The sequence below is a fragment of the Neobacillus bataviensis genome, from assembly GCF_019969725.1.
In genome coordinates this window covers 462,583-481,164 of sequence record NZ_JAHXYW010000001.1, presented here as the reverse complement: position 1 = coordinate 481,164, position 18,582 = coordinate 462,583, and the positions used below count along the sequence as shown (strand labels likewise).

At 38.8% G+C, this 18,582-nt stretch carries 21 protein-coding genes and 1 riboswitch; of the genes, 15 read left to right on the top strand and 6 right to left on the bottom strand.

Features of this window, described 5'->3' with window-relative positions:
• Positions 1 to 10 precede the first annotated feature (10 nt).
• From LC455_RS02430 to LC455_RS02415, 4 genes are all read left to right on the top strand, one after another.
• Positions 11 to 1,351, top strand: coding sequence for a 6-phospho-beta-glucosidase (locus tag LC455_RS02430; RefSeq protein ID WP_223587961.1), 1,341 nt, complete (start codon positions 11 to 13; stop codon positions 1,349 to 1,351).
• On the top strand, positions 1,339 to 1,647 hold the full coding sequence (locus LC455_RS02425) for a PTS lactose/cellobiose transporter subunit IIA (protein WP_223587960.1): 309 nt from the start codon (positions 1,339 to 1,341) through the stop codon (positions 1,645 to 1,647). The genes LC455_RS02430 and LC455_RS02425 overlap by 13 nt, the downstream gene beginning before the upstream one ends.
• Before the next feature lie 43 nt (positions 1,648 to 1,690).
• Positions 1,691 to 2,395, top strand: coding sequence for a chitin disaccharide deacetylase (gene chbG, locus LC455_RS02420; protein ID WP_223587959.1), 705 nt, complete (start codon positions 1,691 to 1,693; stop codon positions 2,393 to 2,395).
• Positions 2,396 to 2,525: 130 nt separating this feature from the next.
• On the top strand, positions 2,526 to 2,774 hold the full coding sequence (locus LC455_RS02415; protein WP_223587958.1) for a hypothetical protein: 249 nt from the start codon (positions 2,526 to 2,528) through the stop codon (positions 2,772 to 2,774).
• 26 nt (positions 2,775 to 2,800) lie between these two features.
• On the opposite strand, the gene LC455_RS02410 is transcribed toward LC455_RS02415, so the two are convergent.
• Together LC455_RS02410 and LC455_RS02405 are read right to left on the bottom strand one after the other, a co-directional pair.
• The gene (locus tag LC455_RS02410) at positions 2,801 to 3,085 is read right to left on the bottom strand and encodes a hypothetical protein (protein ID WP_223587957.1); all 285 of its coding nucleotides are present in this window, start codon (positions 3,083 to 3,085) and stop codon (positions 2,801 to 2,803) included.
• Between the two features lie 2 nt (positions 3,086 to 3,087).
• On the bottom strand, positions 3,088 to 3,288 hold the full coding sequence (locus LC455_RS02405) for a hypothetical protein (protein ID WP_223587956.1): 201 nt from the start codon (positions 3,286 to 3,288) through the stop codon (positions 3,088 to 3,090).
• 136 nt (positions 3,289 to 3,424) lie between these two features.
• Between LC455_RS02405 and LC455_RS02400 the strand changes: the two genes are divergently transcribed.
• Positions 3,425 to 3,934, top strand: coding sequence for a hypothetical protein (locus LC455_RS02400; protein ID WP_223587955.1), 510 nt, complete (start codon positions 3,425 to 3,427; stop codon positions 3,932 to 3,934).
• A gap of 1 nt (position 3,935) precedes the next feature.
• Here the strand turns inward: LC455_RS02400 and LC455_RS02395 are convergent, their stop codons facing one another.
• The 3 genes from LC455_RS02395 to LC455_RS02385 form a co-directional block, all read right to left on the bottom strand.
• A complete protein-coding gene (locus tag LC455_RS02395; RefSeq protein ID WP_223587954.1) occupies positions 3,936 to 4,316 on the bottom strand; it encodes a hypothetical protein in 381 nt (126 codons plus the stop codon).
• A 147-nt stretch (positions 4,317 to 4,463) separates the two neighbouring features.
• Complete coding sequence (locus tag LC455_RS02390) at positions 4,464 to 4,898, bottom strand: DMT family transporter (protein WP_223587953.1); 435 nt, start codon at positions 4,896 to 4,898, stop codon at positions 4,464 to 4,466.
• Between the two features lie 39 nt (positions 4,899 to 4,937).
• Entirely contained in the window at positions 4,938 to 5,633 is a 696-nt protein-coding gene (locus tag LC455_RS02385) for a LuxR C-terminal-related transcriptional regulator (protein ID WP_223587952.1), read from the bottom strand.
• Positions 5,634 to 5,779: 146 nt separating this feature from the next.
• Here LC455_RS02385 and LC455_RS02380 point away from each other — a divergent pair, with 146 nt between their 5' ends.
• The 5 genes from LC455_RS02380 to htpG all read left to right on the top strand — a co-directional run bounded on the left by LC455_RS02380 (position 5,780) and on the right by htpG (position 13,507).
• On the top strand, positions 5,780 to 6,727 hold the full coding sequence (locus LC455_RS02380) for an alpha/beta hydrolase (RefSeq protein ID WP_223587951.1): 948 nt from the start codon (positions 5,780 to 5,782) through the stop codon (positions 6,725 to 6,727).
• A gap of 31 nt (positions 6,728 to 6,758) precedes the next feature.
• The gene (locus tag LC455_RS02375) at positions 6,759 to 8,384 is read left to right on the top strand and encodes a flavin-containing monooxygenase (protein ID WP_223587950.1); all 1,626 of its coding nucleotides are present in this window, start codon (positions 6,759 to 6,761) and stop codon (positions 8,382 to 8,384) included.
• A gap of 175 nt (positions 8,385 to 8,559) precedes the next feature.
• Positions 8,560 to 9,330, top strand: a complete 771-nt coding sequence (locus LC455_RS02370; RefSeq protein ID WP_223587949.1) for a L,D-transpeptidase family protein — start codon at positions 8,560 to 8,562, stop codon at positions 9,328 to 9,330.
• 189 nt (positions 9,331 to 9,519) lie between these two features.
• Entirely contained in the window at positions 9,520 to 11,475 is a 1,956-nt protein-coding gene (locus tag LC455_RS02365) for an LTA synthase family protein (RefSeq protein ID WP_223587948.1), read from the top strand.
• Positions 11,476 to 11,629: 154 nt separating this feature from the next.
• Positions 11,630 to 13,507: a molecular chaperone HtpG gene (htpG, locus tag LC455_RS02360; RefSeq protein ID WP_223588676.1), complete on the top strand. Its 1,878-nt coding sequence runs from the start codon at positions 11,630 to 11,632 to the stop codon at positions 13,505 to 13,507.
• 44 nt (positions 13,508 to 13,551) lie between these two features.
• Here htpG and LC455_RS02355 read toward each other — a convergent pair whose 3' ends face one another.
• On the bottom strand, positions 13,552 to 14,409 hold the full coding sequence (locus tag LC455_RS02355; RefSeq protein ID WP_223587947.1) for an MBL fold metallo-hydrolase: 858 nt from the start codon (positions 14,407 to 14,409) through the stop codon (positions 13,552 to 13,554).
• A gap of 166 nt (positions 14,410 to 14,575) precedes the next feature.
• A riboswitch (SAM riboswitch) is annotated at positions 14,576 to 14,676 on the top strand.
• Positions 14,677 to 14,789: 113 nt separating this feature from the next.
• Between LC455_RS02355 and LC455_RS02350 the strand changes: the two genes are divergently transcribed.
• The 5 genes from LC455_RS02350 (at position 14,790) to cysC (ending at position 18,569) form a co-directional block, all read left to right on the top strand.
• Entirely contained in the window at positions 14,790 to 14,900 is a 111-nt protein-coding gene (locus tag LC455_RS02350) for a YezD family protein (RefSeq protein WP_223588674.1), read from the top strand.
• Positions 14,901 to 14,981: 81 nt separating this feature from the next.
• The gene (locus LC455_RS02345; RefSeq protein WP_223587946.1) at positions 14,982 to 15,698 is read left to right on the top strand and encodes a phosphoadenylyl-sulfate reductase; all 717 of its coding nucleotides are present in this window, start codon (positions 14,982 to 14,984) and stop codon (positions 15,696 to 15,698) included.
• Positions 15,631 to 16,803 carry an inorganic phosphate transporter gene (locus LC455_RS02340; protein WP_223587945.1) on the top strand — a complete coding sequence of 391 codons (1,173 nt, stop codon included), beginning with the start codon at positions 15,631 to 15,633 and terminating at the stop codon, positions 16,801 to 16,803. Before LC455_RS02345 ends, LC455_RS02340 begins: the two co-directional genes overlap by 68 nt.
• 5 nt (positions 16,804 to 16,808) lie before the next feature.
• Positions 16,809 to 17,957 (top strand): sulfate adenylyltransferase, encoded by a 1,149-nt coding sequence (gene sat / locus LC455_RS02335; RefSeq protein WP_223587944.1) that lies wholly within the window; start codon positions 16,809 to 16,811, stop codon positions 17,955 to 17,957.
• A gap of 12 nt (positions 17,958 to 17,969) precedes the next feature.
• Positions 17,970 to 18,569, top strand: a complete 600-nt coding sequence (cysC, locus tag LC455_RS02330) for an adenylyl-sulfate kinase (RefSeq protein ID WP_223587943.1) — start codon at positions 17,970 to 17,972, stop codon at positions 18,567 to 18,569.
• The last annotated feature ends 13 nt before the right edge of the window (positions 18,570 to 18,582 follow it).

Below are 18,582 nucleotides of genomic sequence, written 5' to 3'. Positions count from 1 at the left end.
GTGAGGAAGAATGAAAAAAGGTTTAAAAATAGCAACGATAGGGGGAGGCTCCAGTTATACCCCTGAATTAATAGAAGGTTTTATTAAATATTATCCTGAACTTCCTGTAAGCGAAATTTGGCTGGTTGATGTAGAGGAAGGGAAGGAAAAGCTTGAAATCGTCGGAAATCTAGCAAAAAGAATGGTGCAAAAAGCAGGAGTTCCGATTAAAATCTATTTAACGTTAGATCGTAAAGAAGCATTAAAGTCTGCCGATTTCGTAACGACTCAATTTCGTGTAGGATTACTGGAAGCTCGTAAAAAAGATGAAAGTATTCCATTAAAGCATGGTGTACTTGGTCAGGAAACAAATGGGCCGGGAGGTTTATTTAAAGCCTTTAGGACCATTCCTGTTATTCTTGATATTTGCCGGGATATAAAGGAGCTTTGTCCCAATGCCTGGCTCATTAACTTTACCAATCCCGCGGGTATGGTAACGGAGGCAGTGCTTCGTTACAGTAATATTCGTAGAGTAGTAGGGCTGTGCAATGTACCTATCGGGATGGAAATGGGCGTTGCCAATCTGTTAGGAGTGGACCATCACAGGGTCAGAATTGATTTTGCTGGATTAAATCACATGGTTTATGGATTAGATGTTTTTATCGATGGTGTATCTGTTAAAGATCAGGTGATTTCCCTCATTAATGACCCGAAGAACAGCATCACCATGCAAAACATCCATGCAATGGGATGGGAGCCTGAATTTCTGAAAGCTTTAGATGTTTTTCCGTGCCCGTATCATAACTACTATTATAAATCAGGAGACATGTTAGAGAAAGAATTGAAAAACTATAAAGATGGCGGCACCCGCGCAGAGGTCGTAAAAAAGCTGGAGAATGAGCTGTTTGAGCTATATAAAGATCCTGATTTAGCCATTAAGCCCCCTCAATTAGAGAAAAGGGGCGGTGCTTATTATAGCGATGCTGCTGTTCGGCTGATTCATTCGATGTATACCGATAAACGGGACATACAGGCAGTTAACACGATCAACAGAGGCGCTATTTCAAGTCTGCCCTATGATTCAGCTGTTGAAATCAGCTGTGTTATTACGAAGGATGGACCGAAACCTATTTCTGTTGGTGAATTACCAATACAAATTCGAGGACTTGTACAGCAAATCAAATCTTTTGAAAGGGTTGCGATTGAAGCTGCCATCAGTGGTAATTATGGAATGGCATTACTGGCCATGACCATTAACCCTCTTGTACCAAGTGATCGTCTGGCAAAGGTTATCTTAGACGAGATGCTCGAAGCACACAAAGACTACCTGCCGCAATTTCAAAAGAGGAGAGAGATAGAATGGAAAATTTAGAATCTGTCATCTTTCAAATCATTCTACATGGCGGCAATGGCCGAAGCGCGTCGATGGAAGCCATACAAGCCGCAAAACAAGGAGAATTTGAACAGGCAGAGGGAAAATTAACGGAAGCAGAAAATGCCTTAAATGAAGCGCATCATATTCAAACCTCGCTCATTCAGCGGGAAATTAGGGGAGAAAAAACGGAGATTTCTCTTTTGATGGTTCACGCTCAAGATCATTTAATGAATGCTATTACAGTGAAGGATCTGGCTGCAGAAATGGTTGAGCTTTATCAGAAAATCAAATGATTTCTAAACCTTTAAGAGAAATTACCTAAGGGACGAATTAAAAATGATTAATTTAATTGTAAATGCTGATGACTTTGGCTTTAGCCATGGAGTAAACCATGGAATAGTTGACAGCTTTTTGTATGGAATTGTAAATTCAACGACGATGATGATGAATATGGACGGTACAGAACATGCCATTCAATTGGCGAAAAATAATCCAGAATTGCGCGTAGGAATTCATCTCAATCTTACATGCGGGAAACCCATTCTTGATAACGTACCATCATTAGTTGATGAAGGAGGGTACTTTTATTCCTTGTCGGCTTTTAATCCAACTGATATTTCATTAGAGGAACTAGAAAGAGAGTGGACTGCTCAGATTGACCGGTTTATCCGTTCAGATCTAAAACCATCCCATCTTGATAGTCACCACCATGTTCATACGATGAAAGAATTGTATCCTGTGGTTAAAAACTTATCTCATAAATACGGGCTGCCTGTTCGGCCCAATGGATTCATTTCCATTCCTAATGTTGAATCCTTCACTGATGTTTCGTTGTCCGATTTCTATGGGGACGGGGTAAGAGCAGATTACTTTTACAGGCTAAATGATGGGATATATGATGGGCTAACAGTTGAAGTCATGTGTCACCCAGCATATCTTGATCATCACTTATTAAATGGGTCTTCCTATACTCAGAAAAGATTAACTGAACTAGAAATTTTGACTTCCGTTCAATTACCTAAAAACATAAACCTGTTGTAATTCGCTGAACAAATTTGAGGAACCATTTCCTCCTAATAAAATTAATCATTAAGGTTGTTCGTCACCGGTTTTGTGTTTAGAACATAAAATGGTTAACAGTTACGGAGTGTTTGGAATAGGAGGAAATTGGGTGCCCTCAGTAATCAATTTAGGAATGTTAAATGTTAATTCCCAGCAGCCAAGTGCGGCAATCTTTATCGGGGAATCTGTCGTAACAGGGATGGACGCGAACCGAAAATATAATTTAGGGATTGGGGGAATTTATGGTTCTCTTAATGCTGTAACAGGGAACCTCGTTAATAATGCAGATAGTTTTGAAGTTATGGATGGGGTTATATTTGACCAAGACTTTAAACCAAGTATTGGTGGAAATGCATAGAGAAGGGATAGCTCAACAAACCCAATTTATAAATGGGTTTGTTGTTTGTTTTTGGCCATTTTTTGCAATTTGTGTTCTTCTTTTAGTTGTTTTCTTTTCGTCGCTTTTTGTTCATAATTCGTTAAGGATGCACTCGTACGGGCAAGATTGTTTCGATCGCCATGGATGTTACCTAATCCTTGATAATGTTTTTTGTTATTTTTAAAGTCTTCAATAAAATTATTTCCGATGCTAAAGCAGGAAGCTCCTTCAATGCTTCCAATTTTTATCGTTCCAATATGAAAAGTTGGGGATAAAATAGGTGACGCCATTTTTATTCATCCTCCATTATCACTTTGGTTTTAACCCATTGATTTTCTCTGATGCTATTTTCATCTCCTGAAATAACACCCATTACTTCATTTGTGACCTCAGTGGCATGAAAACTTTTTAGCTTGTTATTATTACCGATAAAAATACCAGCGGATTTACTCAAATTCATGATATCGATTTTTCCAAGTGAGAGATTAATCACGTAGCCATCCCCTTGCTTCATTATATATTAGGGTATTCAATCCGTGGGCTAATGACACTATTCTGAGGGAAATCACCATCCAGCAGCCGCAAACATACAGTAATTTCATACAAATTTAAAATGTGGTGAACCATTTATGTTGAAAACTTCACAATTTAATTTTATCGGGGGAATAAATGTCCAAACCATGCAGAGACAATCCGGCATATTTATCGGGGAACATAACAATGCTATTGGCTGGAGCGCACATGGAAAGGAGAATAATGTAATTGGAAGTATTAGCGGTCGATCCAATTTTCTCTATCAAAATACTTCGATATTACTGGACCCTGATTTTGTTGATACACCAATTGATGATCGGGATATAAATTTATCCTTTGATTTTCCGGGGAAAGAAAATCAAGCTTCAAATATCAATCTTGATAGCATTAATGTAAATACACAAGTGGATAATAGCTCAATTTTCGTAGGAAAAGGACATGTAACGGGGATGGACGCAAATCAAAAAGTGAATCATTCGCAAGGAAGTTTATTTGGTAATAGCAATCAATTATCAAATAATTTCAATCTGAATTATGATCAAGATACAATTGATGCGATCATTGAAGACCAGGATATCAAAATTGCCAATATCATGAAGGAATAATCTATAAATCGTTTCGGAATCGAAATCCTTTTGAGGTTTTAACCATTTTTTCTTGGTGATTAGAAGCGTGTTCAGACCTTGCTTCTTTTTTGACACTTTCCTTGTCAACCTTTAGAATAAGCGGTTCTATCAAGTCTTCGGTGCTGCTGATATTATTCCCGATAATTAATTTCCCACTCAGCTCGTCAATTTCAATATTATCCAAGCGGAAAACAATATTCTCCAAGTAATCAATTTGAACATGATCAAAATGGAGATTTTTATCGCTGCTCTGCTTTTGACCCTGTTCAAGCAGCTCAATGATCCGGTCAAGTTTCGTAACAATTTGAGAGTTTATATTATTTTCTTTCTGTTTTTTTCTAAAAGAAAAAAATTTAAACATAAACTCCCTCCTAGTTTGGACAATGGCCTTTATCTTATAAAGTTTATTTTTCAGGACGGCAGGTTATGAATTAAACAGTGAAACAAAAAACGCATTGTGATTAAGTCACAATGCGTAAAGTCAATATAATTGTACCAATTAAGAAAATCATTTTTTTTGAAACAGTAAGACAGAAGTAAATAATAGGATAATAGCTACTATCTTTTTTGTATCGATTGGAATTGTTTTTCCACCAAAAAGGCCAAAATGATCGATTAAGGCTCCAATGATTAATTGCCCTGCTATTACAGCAACCATGGTGGGGGCTACCCCAATTTTTGGAACAACTATCACCATAATGCAAACATATAATGCTCCTAGTAACCCTCCAAGCAGCTGCCATTTTGGTACAGAAAAAATAGCTCCAAGGTTACCTTTGCCAAAGAAAAGGACAAGAAAAAATAGGGCAAGTGAACCTATTGAAAACGAAATGAATGATGCTTCCAAGGCTCCAGTTTTTTTACCTAATCCTCCATTAATTTGGGCTTGAATTGCTATTGCAACACCACCGACAAATGAAATAAATGGAAAAATCCACTTCATTTTTCTCCCCCTGACACGAAATAAAGCGCTTTCAATATTTTAAGAAATAATCCCTTTTCGAAATAGTTCTCCGACAGCATGTGAACGATTTTGCGCTCCCAGTTTTTTGATGGCTGATTTCACATATTGTTTAACCGTCAACTCGCTTATATCCATAGTATCAGCCATTTCTTTTGTGCTTTCTCCCCATGCGATTCTTCTCATGACCTCTAATTCCCGTTTGCTTAATACCTGTGAATCCTCAGCAATCTCATACTTTTCAAGGTATTTTCCGACTAATTTGCCATAAAGGGTCAGTGCTGTCAGAGTTTTATCGTCAAAAACTGCTTCCCCAGAAACCTCATTTGAACAAATATATCCAATAACCACAGACCTGTAGCAAATGGGTACAACCACGACAGAATTCATATTAGAGGTCGTTATGTACTTACTGCTAATTTGTTTCAGCAGATCCAAACCAGTGCAATGCTTCGCTTTTTTCTCACGAATAGCGGAATAAATGATGGGTAATGAACGGATATCATCACGAATTTCGCCTATATGCACAATTCCATTTTGAGTCAATAATATGATACCTTCTCCAAGGTAGCCTAATGGAGAAAATCTAAATAAGTAGGCATTCTTGACAGGAAAGAGCTCCATATATGATTCGAGGATTTTATATAACCTTTCCTCATGGCATGAAGCATGATCCAGCTTATGGATATGCTGCTGTAAGGTATACTGAGAAGCCAAATTATCAACTCCTTTTAGGGGATATAGTACGTATTAAATTGGGAATATTCTAATTATATAAATAATTATATCCTATAGATAGGCATTATGAGAAATCGTATCTCTTAATGTATGAAAAATATTCAATTAAGAAGGGAAGATGTGTTTTGGCCAATTTAGACCCACAAGCAAAAGTATACTTAGAAATGTTTAGCCAAATGCCCGCACTCCAGTCCTTAGACGCACAGACAGTTAGAGAAATGTTTGCTCTAGCACCGCCTGTTGAAGTGGAACTAGCTCCACTTGCAAAGGTGGAGGATAGAATGATTCCTGTCGCCGATGATGCTGAGATTAAAGTTAGAATTTATACCCCTGAAGGCCAAGGACCATTTTCTCTCTTTGTTTATTACCATGGCGGAGGCTGGGTGATCGGGGATCTTGAAACAGCAGATGCCAGCTGCCGAATGCTTGCAAATAGGACAGGAAGAGTTGTAGTTTCCGTGGATTATAGATTGGCTCCGGAATTTAAGTTCCCAGTGCCTGTTGAAGATTCCTATGCAGCTTTGAAGTGGGTCAGTGAAAATGATGCGACTTTAAATGGAAACGCTTCCAATCTTGTGGTGGGCGGAGATAGTGCAGGTGGAAACCTTTCTGCCGTAGTATCATTGCTTGCAAAGGAACAAAATGGACCAAAAATAGCGGCACAAGTATTGATATATCCAGTAACAGCCCTGGGATACGACACGAAATCCTATCAAGAATTCGAAAACGGCTTTGGGTTGGATCGTGACTTAATGATTTGGTTTGGAAATTACTATATTAATAGTGAAGAGGATACAAAAAATAAATATGTGGCGCCTTTATTGGCTGAGGATTTAACCAATTTACCGCCGGCTTATGTCCTAACAGCAGAAAATGATGTATTAAGAGATGAAGGTTTGGCCTATGCTGAACGCCTTAAGCAGGCTGGAGTAAGAGTTGAAACAACCATTGAAGCAGGTTTAGTCCACGGATACTTTACGAACATGGCTGTTTTCCCTGAGCGAATTAAAGAATCTATTTCTAAATTCACCCAATTTTTAAGTGAAATTGACCAAAAGGTTAGTAGAGTTTAATCAATAATTCTTAGTGTGGGGGTAGGGATCAATGACCAATAAGCTTAACAATTTCGACGCGGTCGTGGTTGGGGCAGGCTTTTCGGGTTTGTATATGCTGTATCGCTTACGCGAGGCAGGTTTTTCCACTCGGGTTTTTGAGGCAGGAGAAGGAGTTGGTGGCACTTGGTATTGGAATCGCTACCCAGGAGCGCGCTGCGACTCGGAAAGCATCTACTATAACTACACTTTTTCGGAAGAACTTTATAAAGAATGGACCTGGTCATCGCGATATCCTGAACAGCCTGAAATACTAAAGTACCTAAACTTCGTTGCGGACAAATTCAAATTGCGTCCCGATATCCAGTTCAAAACACGCATCACGGAGGCACATTACGATGAAGATCAAAATAACTGGAGGATTCAGCTAGATGATCGGGCAACTGTGACGGCAAAGTATTTCATCACCGGCGTAGGTTGTTTATCTGCTGCCAATCTGCCTAATTTTAAAGGCTTAGAAAATTTTAAAGGTAAGTGGTACCATACAGGGCACTGGCCACATGAGAAAGTTGATTTCACAGGTAAACGGGTTGGAATCATCGGTACTGGTTCAAGTGGGGTCCAGGCAATCCCAGTAATTGCTGATGAGGCGGGGGAGCTTACAGTCTTTCAACGGACACCACAGTACAGTGCACCGGCGAGGAATCATCCTTATGACCCTGAATACATCCGGCAATCAAAAGAGAACTTTAAAGAAATCAAAAAGCAAATGCGTGAGTCCCAAGGAGGTCAGCCTGTACCGACTCCAACCAAGTCGGCACTTGAAGTTTCCAAAGAAGAACGTGAGCAGGTATACAACGACGCCTGGGAAAATGGCGGTTTAGGCATTTTTAGCTCCTATTATGACATCACCATAGATGAAGCTGCTAACGAAACGGCGGCTGAATTTATCCGCTCTAAAATTTGCGAAATAGTAAAAAATCCAGAAATGGCCCAAAAGCTACTTCCTTCGTATTATTACGGTACTAAAAGGCCAATCATTGATACCAATTACTATGAAACATTCAACCGTGACAATGTTTCATTGGTTGATGTAAAAAGTTCACCGATTGTAGAAATTACACAGAAGGGGATCAAAACCACTGAAGCAGAGTATGAACTTGACGCGATTGTATTTGCAACGGGATTCGATGGTATGACAGGACCATTGTTAAAAATGGATATCAGGGGTAAAGATGGTGTGTCCCTTAAGGAAAAATGGATGGGAGGATCCCAGACAAGAACCTACCTGGGAGTAGCCAATTCCGGCTTTCCCAATTTCTTTATGATTACCGGTCCAGAAAGTCCTTCCGTTCTAAGCAACATGCCTGTTTCAATTGAACAACACGTGGAATGGATTGGGGATTGCATCGAGTATCTTCGTGAAAATGGTATGGAAACGATTGAGGCAAATGTTGATGCTGAAGAAGCATGGAGTCAACATTGCAGGGAGGTTGCAGAAGCAACGCTCTTTACAAAGACTGACTCTTGGTATATGGGGGCGAATATTCCAGGAAAACCGCGCAGATTTTTGATTTATCTTGGCGGTGTTGGTGCATATCGCCAAAAATGCGATGAAATTGCGGCAAATGGTTATGAAGGGTTTACACTAAAGTTCTCAAAAAAGCCTGTCTCTTAAATGTGAAATAACTTATAACCCAAATGTTGGCCACTGAAATAATTAAGTGTCTAATATTTGGGTGTTTTTTATTTTTCGTAAATGTAATAATTTTAATATTTTTGTAATCTAAACAAGCCCCTCCAACATATGATACACGGATTGGTCAATTAAACATCATATTGGAGGGGGAAAAGTGCCAAGAAGATGGGTGTTACTGTTCGTTTTGGCTTTTTTGATGTTGGCAAATTTCACTTTTGGGATTCCCAAGGGGTATGCGGCTTCTGGGGGCAAGCTTATTATCATTAATAAGGCAAATAATCGTCTTGCTTACTATGACAATGGTCGATTTATCCGCGAGTTTAAAGTTGGGACGGGAAGAAGCAATTCGTTAACGCCGGAAGGAAAATTTAAAATTGTGAATAAGATTGTGAACCGGCCATACTATAAGGGGCATATACCTGGAGGAGACCCACGTAATCCCCTTGGCAACCGCTGGCTCGGACTAAATGCACGAGGTACATGGGGAACAACGTACGCCATTCATGGAAATAATAATCCAAGTTCCATTGGAGGGTATGTGAGCAGCGGCTGTATTCGGATGTATGATAACGAGGTAGAGTGGCTATTCAGTCAAGTGCCGATCAATACTCCAGTTGTAATCACCTCATCGGGAAAATCCTTTAATACAATTGCTGCAGCCAATGGCTATAAGGTTTCAGGAGGGTCTAGTACACCGGCAGTTCCAGTAAGTACAAATGGAGGGATTCTTAAGAAAGGAAGCCAGGGTCCTGCCGTAATGGAACTTCAACGAAAGTTGACTTCCTTAGGCTATAATACGAAAGGGACAGATGGAATTTTTGGAGTAAAGACAGAAAATGCAGTAAGACAATTTCAAAAAGCCCGATCGCTGACAGTTGATGGGATTGTTGGACCAGCAACGAAAAAAGCGCTAGGCATTAAATAAAAATATAGAGCATTAACGCACTATGATTTAGTGCGTTTTTTTTATTAAAAATTCTCCTTATTTCTTAATTCGTTCATAAATAGGACATATTTAGCAATTATGATAAAAGATAGATGGATTGGTTTGAATATGATATAGAACTGTGTTCTAAAAATATGTAATACTGTTCTAGAAGGTAGGTGTTAATAAATGAATACTTTATTTCAAAAGAGTCAAGGTATTTTTAATAAATATATTGGCTTTTTCTTATTGGCCGTTATTTTCCTGTGGATAAAAACCTATATAGTTCAACTAACACAGTTTGACTTAGGGATAGAAAATTATTTACAAAAGTTTTTATTATTTATTAATCCATTAGGATCATCTCTGTTCTTTTTAGGATTGGCATCCTTTTCTAAGGGCCGTAAAAAATATATATGGCTTATTATTATCGACTTTTTCTTGTCGTTTCTTTTATATGCAAATGTCGTTTATTATCGTTTCTTTAATGATTTTATTACACTCCCGACATTAACTCAGACACAAAATTTTGGTGACGTAAGCAGCAGTGTCACTTCCTTATTAAGGCCTTACGATTATTTGTTTTTTGTGGATATCTTTGTTTTGATTGCTTTAATGGCCTTTCGTTTTGTAAAACTTGAGGTCAAAGATATGGGCCGCCATAAATTAGCTGCCTTATTTTCCATGACATTATTCATTTCATGTACCAATCTTGCATTAGCTGAAGTTGATCGTCCTCAATTATTAACAAGAGGATTTGACCGTAACTATATTGTGAAGTACTTAGGGATGTATAATTATACGATTTACGATGCAATTAATAGTACAAAAGCATCTGCCCAAAGAGTTATGGCAAACAGTGATGACGTTACAGAAGTCCTCAATTATACACAATCAAATTATGCTAGTCCTAATCCGAAGTACTTTGGTGCCGGTAAAGGTATGAATGTGATTTATTTACATCTTGAATCCATGCAAAACTTCTTGATTAATTACAAGTTAAATGGAGAAGAAGTGACTCCATTTTTAAATTCATTAACGAAAGATAAGAATACTCAATATTTTGATAACTTTTTCCATCAGACTGCCCAAGGTAAAACATCTGATGCAGAATTTATGCTGGAAAACTCGTTATTCGGGTTACCACAGGGCTCGGCTTATACTACTAAAGGTTTAAATACGTACCAGGCAGCTCCAGCTATTTTAGGACAGAATGGATATACTTCAGCCGTTTTCCATGGGAATTCGGGAAGTTTTTGGAACCGAAATGAAATTTATAAATCGTTTGGTTATGACAAATTTTTTGATTCACAATATTATAAATTGGACTCTGATAACTTGGCGGAATATGGACTAAAGGACAAGCCTTTCTTTAATCAATCCATTCCATTATTAGAAACCTTGCCGCAGCCATTTTATACAAAATTTATTACCGTCTCGAATCATTATCCTTATCCTCTTGATGAAAAAGAAGCTACCATCGCACCAGCTACTACGGGGGATAAATCAGTTGATTCATACTTCCAGACTGCCCGTTATGCAGACGAAGCGTTAAAGCAATTCTTTGATTACTTGAAGAAATCAGGTCTATATGATCATTCCATTATTATTATGTACGGTGACCACTACGGTATTTCAGAGAACCATAATAAAGCTATGGAAAAAGTGATTGGAAAAGAAATTACTCCTTTTGAAAGCACTGGATTACAACGTGTACCATTCTTCATTCGTGTACCCGGTATGGAAGGCGGAGTAAATCACGAATATGGTGGACAAGTTGATATTCTTCCTACACTGCTGCATTTGGTAGGTATTGATACAAAAAATTATATTCAATTTGGAACTGATTTATTGTCAGAACAGCACGATGATCTGATTCCATTCCGCAATGGAGATTTTGTTAGTCCAACGATTACCTCTGTTGATGGTAAATTCTATAATTCAACTAACGGTATGAAAATAAATGATGAACAGATAGAAGAGGCTAAGAAAGATCAGAAAATCGTAGAAGAAAAATTATTACTTTCGGATAAAGTTGTGAATGGGGATTTATTACGTTTCTACACCCCTCAAAACTTTACGCCCGTTGATCGTTCAAAATACGATTATAATAAAAAAGATACAGCTGATTCCAATAAAAAATAAATAAACCAGCTGCCCGAGGATTATCTTGGGCAGTTTTTTTATTTTCCTTTGAGGGATTGACTAAGTAAAATATTTATGTTATTTAAAATAATGGTTAGCACTCAAAGTGATGGAGTGCTAACGAGTTCAAATTTGAAAGGAGATATCTTAAATGATGGAAACAAAACAGTTTCAAGCAGAATCTAAACGACTATTAGACATGATGATTAACTCCATTTATACTCATCGTGAGATTTTTTTAAGAGAGTTAATTTCCAATGCCAGCGATGCCATTGACAAACTTTATTATAAAGCGTTAACAGATGATTCTTTAACCTTTGATAAAGATAGCTATTACATAAAGGTAGCGGCTGATAAGGCGGCCAGAACTCTTACGATCACAGATACTGGGATTGGGATGACGAAAGAAGAGCTTGAAAATAATCTTGGAACTATTGCTAAGAGCGGCTCTTTAGCCTTTAAAAGCGAAAATGAAGTGAAAGATGGCCATGAAATCATTGGTCAATTTGGAGTCGGGTTTTATTCTGCCTTTATGGTAGCTGACGTTGTTACAGTTACCAGCAAACCGTTAGGGAGTGATACGGCTTACAAATGGGAATCTCGTGGAGCGGAAGGATATACGATCGTGCCATGTGAGAAAGATTCCGTAGGTACCGAAATTATTTTAAAAATTAAAGAGAATACGGAAGACGAGAATTACGATGAGTATTTAGAGGAATATCGTTTAAAATCAATCATTAAAAAATACTCAGACTTTATTCGCTACCCAATTAAAATGGAGGTTTCTTCAAGAAGACTTAAAGAAGGCAGCGAAAATGAATACGAGGATTATCAAGAAGAACAAACCATCAATAGTATGGTTCCAATTTGGCGCAAAAACAAAAAGGACCTGACGGACGAAGATTATACTAATTTCTATGCAGAAAAGCATTATGGTTTTGATAAGCCTTTAAAACATATCCACATTAGTGTCGATGGTGCTGTAAGATATAATGCCATCCTTTATATCCCAGAAAACATTCCGTTCGACTACTATTCACCTGAATTTGAAAAAGGCTTAGAGCTTTATTCCAGTGGAGTATTAATCATGAACAAATGCTCTGATTTACTTCCGGACTACTTTAGCTTTGTTAAGGGTATGGTCGACTCGGAGGATTTATCACTGAATATTTCACGTGAAATGCTGCAGCATGATCGCCAGTTAAAGTTGATCGCGAAAAATATCAGCAAGAAAATCAAAAGCGAATTACAGGCTTTATTGAAAAATGAACGCGAAAAATATGATGAATTTTACAAGTCATTTGGCAGACAGCTAAAATACGGTGTATACAGTGATTTCGGAACACATAAAGAAGAATTGCAGGATCTTTTGATGTTCTATTCTTCTAAAGAAAAGAAAATGGTAACCTTAGATGAATATGTTTCAAGAATGCCGGAGGACCAGAAATATATTTATTATGCTACCGGTGATTCCATTGAAAGAATTGAAAAATTGCCGCAGACGGAGCTAGTGGCAGACAAGGGTTATGAGATTCTATATTTCACCGATGATATTGACGAGTTTGCGATTAAAATGCTCATGAACTATAAGGAAAAAGAATTCAAATCTGTCTCTAGTGGTGATCTCGGAATTGAGGCAGATGATAAGCAGAATGATTCAGTAGAAGAGACTGAAAACAAGGACCTCTTTGATTATATGAAAAACATCTTATCCGGCAAAGTAACGGATGTTAGGGTTTCAAAAAGATTAAAGACCCATCCGGTATGCTTAACCACTGATGGTGAAGTAACGATTGAGATGGAGAAAATTTTGAAAGCTATGCCTGGCAACCAAAACATAAAAGCGGACAAGGTATTAGAGATTAATACAAATCATGAAGTATTCAAATCGTTAAAGGATTCATTTGCGAATGATAAAGAAAAATTGTCTTTATACACCAGCCTGTTGTACAACCAAGCCTTGTTAATTGAAGGTCTGCCGATTAATGATCCGGTTGAGTTTACTAATGATATTTGCAAAATCATGGTTTAAATAAAAAAGGATTGCAAGCGAAGCTTGCAATCCTTTTTTATTAATTAATGCAGGCTCCGATCAACATACTTACCAAAATTCGGAATTGCAATTCGATCAAACTCATTCACTAGGCTGTTCAAGCCATCTTCCAATACATCTCCAGTCACTGGCAATCCATGGCCGGTTACAGCAACAGAAGGCTTCAAAGCTTCCAATTTTTTAACTGATTCCCATGCTGCTTGCCAATCGGTTGTAAAATATCTTGGCGGACCATTAATACCTTGTTCTTGTGTAATGACTTTATATAAAGAATCCTGCTTTACATTAATAAAAGCATCTCCAGCGATTAGAGCACGGTCTTCCTCTCTGAAAAAGGAAACATGGCCAGGTGTATGGCCAGGTGTATGGATCCAGCGGAATCCAGGTAAATGTGGAACGCTTCCATCAGAAGGGAGTTTTTCAACTCTCGTTCCGAGATTGATTGGCTCATTTGGAAATAGAGGAGACATCTTCGCCACCATTCCGCCTTCTACAGTCGGATCTGGTTCTGGATAACTTTCTTTACCTGTTAAATAAGGTAATTCCATTTCATGCGCATAAACTGGGACTCTCCAATGATTCATTAACTCAATAATCGCACCCACATGGTCAAAATGTCCATGTGTTAAAATAATCGCTTGCGGCCTGCTCCCAGCACCAAAACGCTGCTCTGCTGCCGAGATAATTTCATCTGCTGATCCGGGCATTCCCGCATCAACCAACACAAATGACTTTGAATCAGGGTTACCTATAAAGCAAATATTGACAATCTGAATGGTGTGACAATACAAATCTGGTAATACATCAATCCCGACGCCGCTTCCTATAGAAGTGGCGGGAATAAATTTATAATCATCTCCATAAGATAGTTCTTTATCCATTGGGGATCTCCTTATCATTAAATGGTTTGATAGTAGCTTTTTCCCAGCAGCTTTAAATTATTCTAAACGCAGTTATTTTAAACAAAATAAATTGTTAAAATATTTTAATCATTTATATTGACGAATCCCTATTGGTATAGTAGGATTAATGTCATCAACTAAATATCGCTTATCTAGAGCGGCTGAGGGACTGGCCCGTTGAAGCCCGGCAACCTACGAAGAAAGGTGCCAATTCCAGCAAAATGTGCTCATTTTGGGAGATAAGGTGTTTTACATAAGTGAAGACGCCTTTCCTTAATGGGAAAGGCGTTTTTGTGAAAAGGGGGGCGAATTATCTGAAACCATCAGAATGGCAAGAAATTGCTTCACACCTTGAGCAAATGCTTGGCACATTAAAATTCGGATCCATCACCCTAGTGGTTCAAGATGGAAAGGTAATACAAATTGAGAAAAATGAAAAGGTTCGTCTTCAATCAAATAAAACGCGCTGACTAGATAAACTAGAGGCGGTCTTCACCAAAATTCTGATGGAAGACTGCTTTTTTTATAGACTGAGAGGAGGCTAATAAGAAATGACGAGTTCAGTAACTTATGAAAATTGGAATCAAATTTCCGATACGTTTTCTATAGAAGATGAAACTAAGGGTGCTCTTGGCGTTCTAAAGTGGGCCTATAACAATTACCCAGAGGAGAAAATTGTTTATGCATCCAGTTTTGGTGCGGAAGCAATTGTATTAATTGATTTGATTCAACAGGTAAATCCGGATGCCCATATCGTCTTTTTAGACACAGGGCTGCATTTTCTGGAAACCTATGATGTCATTGATAAAATCCAAGCCCGTTTCCCAACATTGAAAATTGAAAAGAAACAGCCGGCACTTACATTGGATGAACAATCTGCCCAATATGGGTCAGCTTTATGGAAACGGGATCCAAACCAATGCTGTCAAATTCGAAAAGTAATTCCGTTAAGGGAAACACTGACCCAGAAGGAAGCATGGATTTCGGGGCTTCGCCGCGAGCAGTCTCCAACAAGGCAAAATACTCAATTTCTAAACAAGGATGACAAATTTGAAAATATTAAAATTTGTCCATTGATTCACTGGACATGGGATGAAGTCTGGTCCTATATCCGCGAGAAAGACCTTCCTTATAACGAACTGCACGATCGTAATTATCCAAGTATAGGATGTTTTCCTTGTACTCAGGCTGTAAGCTCTAATGGTGATTCACGTGAAGGGCGCTGGACTGGAAGCAGCAAGACTGAGTGCGGTTTGCACTCATCGTAAGGAGGGGGTTCTAACGCTTACAATCATTGCTGTTACCATCGGATTATTCTTTGCCGTAAATATTGGGGCCAGCGGGGCAGCCGCCTCAATGGGAATTTCCTATGGTGCTGGAGTAATTAAAAAACAAGTGGCCTTGTTCCTTTGTGGAATAGTAGTCTTCCTGGGTGCCTGGCTTGGTGGTGGAGAAGTTGTCAAAACAATTGGCAGCGGTATTGTTCCAAGCAGTACTTTTACAAATGCGATTGCCTTAATTGTGTTAGCTGCAGCAGCCTTATCCTTATTTTTAGCAAATGTATTTGGAATCCCGCTATCCACCAGTGAAGTGACAGTAGGTTCTGTGGTTGGCGCAGGCATTGTCTATCAATCGGTATACTTAGGGAAGCTTTTATGGATTGCCCTGTTTTGGCTGTTTACACCCTTTGCAGCCTTTGTGATTGCCATCCTTGCTGCAAGCTTTTTAAAAATAAAACCAATAAAGTCCTTTGTTGAAAAGTCAAAGGCTGGGCCCATTTTAGCAGTTATGGTTATCATCATGGGATTGTTCGAAGCCTTTTCAGCAGGAATGAACAATGTGGCAAATGCTGTTGGACCATTAGTGGCTGCGGGTTTAATGTCTAAAGGAAGTGGAGTTCTTTGGGGCGGTCTGGCTGTTGCCTTAGGTGCTTTCCTTCTTGGTCACAAAGTGATTGAAACAAATGGCAAAAAAATTACTACGCTTAAGTTAGAGGAAGGCTGTGTCATTTCAGGTACTGGAGCAAGCATTGTCACTGCTGCTTCCATTTTCGGAATACCGGTGCCTTTAACGCAAATCACTACGTCTTCGATTATAGGAATTGGTTTTGCCAAGCACGGGAAATCCGTTTTGAAAAAGGACATCGTTGTACAGTTATTGAAAGTTTGGATTGTTTCACCCGTATTATCAATGGTGCTTTCCTATACGATCATCCAATTAGTAATTGTCCAAAATTTTTACCCAATCATTGTAATGCTAGGTGCACTCATCTCCGTTTTCGGAGTTCTATCCTTAATGAGAAAGTCTTCACCGTCTGGTGCGGCTTCCAATACAACAATCACAAATGAATTCAAACTAGTGAAGAAAGGTTGATTATTATGTCATTTTTACCTAAACCTCATGGAGGAAAGCTTGTAGAAGCATTCGATCCTTACTATGATTTCTCTAATGTTGAAAAAGAACTTATAATTGATGCGATTGCATTAAGTGACCTTGAATTGATTGGCATTGGGCTTTTTAGTCCATTAAAAGGTTTCCTTGGGAAAGAAGATTATGAGTCAGTTGTAAGCAATATGCGTTTGGCGGATAATACAATTTGGTCAATTCCTGTTACCCTTCCAGTTTCCTATGAATTTGCGGCTACGTTGGTTGCGGGGGAAGAAATTAAGTTAAAATATAATGATGAAGTTTATGGAGTCATTAAGGTTTCTGAATGGTATGAGCCAGACTTAGAGAAAGAAGCACTTGAAGTTTATAAGACAAATGAACTTGCTCATCCAGGTGTGAAGCGTCTATTTGAAAGAGGCCCTGTTTATGTTGCAGGTGATGTAGTGCTCGTTAAAAAACCGGAAAAAGGCGTTTTCGGAGATGTTTGGTTTGAGCCAAAAGAAACCCGTGCGTTATTTGAAGAAAAAGGCTGGAAGACTGTTGTTGGTTTCCAAACTCGTAATCCTATTCACCGCGCACATGAGTATATTCAAAAAGCTGCTCTTGAGACGGTCGATGGACTGTTTGTTAATCCGCTTGTTGGTGAAACAAAGTCTGACGATGTTCCAGCAGATGTTCGCCTAAAAAGCTATCGTGTATTACTAGAAAACTACTATCCAAAAGAACGTGTTCAGCTTGGAGTTTACCCTGCCGCAATGCGCTATGCTGGTCCTAGAGAAGCGGTTTTCCATGCGATTGCCCGGAAGAATTTTGGCTGCACCCACTTTATTGTCGGCCGTGACCATGCCGGAGTAGGCAACTATTATGGAACCTACGATGCGCAGTACATTTTTAGCAATTTTACAGAAGAGGAACTTGGAATTAAACCTTTATTCTTTGAGCATAGCTTTTACTGCACAAAATGTGATGGTATGGCATCGGATAAAACTTGCCCGCATGGTAAGGAAGATCGTGTGATTCTTTCAGGTACAAAGGTTAGAGAATTACTTCGTGCCGGACAGCTTCCACCGTCCACCTTCAGCAGAAAAGAAGTGGTCGAAGTTCTAATTGAAGGCATGAGAGAAAAAACAACTGTTTAAGGGTGAACTAAGATGAGTAAATCAACGAATATCACATGGCATGATACAACTATCTCGAAAGCTGATCGCAATGCACAAAATGGACACGGAAGCTGTACACTTTGGTTTACTGGTCTTTCTGGTTCTGGCAAATCGACAATCGCTAATGCTGTCTCTAATGAATTGTTCCGCCAGGGAATTAACGAGTATGTTCTAGATGGTGACAATATTCGACACGGTTTAAACAAAGACCTTGGCTTTTCAGACCATGACAGGACAGAAAACATTCGCCGTATTGGGGAGGTGGCGAAGCTTTTCGTGGATAGCGGGAAAATCGTCACAACCGCCTTTATTTCTCCTTTCCGCTCCGATCGGGAACAAGTAAGGGATTTATTTGAAGAGGGAGAATTCATTGAAGTTTTTGTTAGCTGTCCAATCGAAGAATGTGAAAAACGCGATCCTAAGCAGCTTTATGCAAAAGCACGCCGTGGTGAGATTAAAGATTTTACAGGGATTGATTCTCCTTATGAAGCCCCTGAAAAACCGGAAATCACCATTCATTCTAATCTGCTTACGGTTGGAGAAGCAGTGGAGCAGGTATTAAATTACCTGCGAGAGAAGAACATAATTTAGAAGGTTTCGTGCG

Excerpts from the sequence above, each read along its gene's own strand:
- LC455_RS02430 (WP_223587961.1), top strand. The coding sequence starts at position 11 with ATGAAAAAAGGTTTAAAAATAGCAACGATAGGGGGAGGCTCCAGTTAT.
- LC455_RS02425 (WP_223587960.1), top strand. The coding sequence starts at position 1,339 with ATGGAAAATTTAGAATCTGTCATCTTTCAAATCATTCTACATGGCGGC.
- chbG (WP_223587959.1), top strand. The coding sequence starts at position 1,691 with ATGATTAATTTAATTGTAAATGCTGATGACTTTGGCTTTAGCCATGGA.
- LC455_RS02410 (WP_223587957.1), bottom strand. The coding sequence starts at position 3,085 with ATGGCGTCACCTATTTTATCCCCAACTTTTCATATTGGAACGATAAAA.
- LC455_RS02400 (WP_223587955.1), top strand. The coding sequence starts at position 3,425 with ATGTTGAAAACTTCACAATTTAATTTTATCGGGGGAATAAATGTCCAA.
- LC455_RS02395 (WP_223587954.1), bottom strand. The coding sequence starts at position 4,316 with ATGTTTAAATTTTTTTCTTTTAGAAAAAAACAGAAAGAAAATAATATA.
- LC455_RS02390 (WP_223587953.1), bottom strand. The coding sequence starts at position 4,898 with ATGAAGTGGATTTTTCCATTTATTTCATTTGTCGGTGGTGTTGCAATA.
- LC455_RS02375 (WP_223587950.1), top strand. The coding sequence starts at position 6,759 with ATGACCAATAAGCTTAACAATTTCGACGCGGTCGTGGTTGGGGCAGGC.
- LC455_RS02365 (WP_223587948.1), top strand. The coding sequence starts at position 9,520 with ATGAATACTTTATTTCAAAAGAGTCAAGGTATTTTTAATAAATATATT.
- htpG (WP_223588676.1), top strand. The coding sequence starts at position 11,630 with ATGGAAACAAAACAGTTTCAAGCAGAATCTAAACGACTATTAGACATG.
- LC455_RS02355 (WP_223587947.1), bottom strand. The coding sequence starts at position 14,409 with ATGGATAAAGAACTATCTTATGGAGATGATTATAAATTTATTCCCGCC.
- LC455_RS02350 (WP_223588674.1), top strand. The coding sequence starts at position 14,790 with ATGCTTGGCACATTAAAATTCGGATCCATCACCCTAGTGGTTCAAGAT.
- LC455_RS02345 (WP_223587946.1), top strand. The coding sequence starts at position 14,982 with ATGACGAGTTCAGTAACTTATGAAAATTGGAATCAAATTTCCGATACG.
- LC455_RS02340 (WP_223587945.1), top strand. The coding sequence starts at position 15,631 with ATGGTGATTCACGTGAAGGGCGCTGGACTGGAAGCAGCAAGACTGAGT.
- sat (WP_223587944.1), top strand. The coding sequence starts at position 16,809 with ATGTCATTTTTACCTAAACCTCATGGAGGAAAGCTTGTAGAAGCATTC.
- cysC (WP_223587943.1), top strand. The coding sequence starts at position 17,970 with ATGAGTAAATCAACGAATATCACATGGCATGATACAACTATCTCGAAA.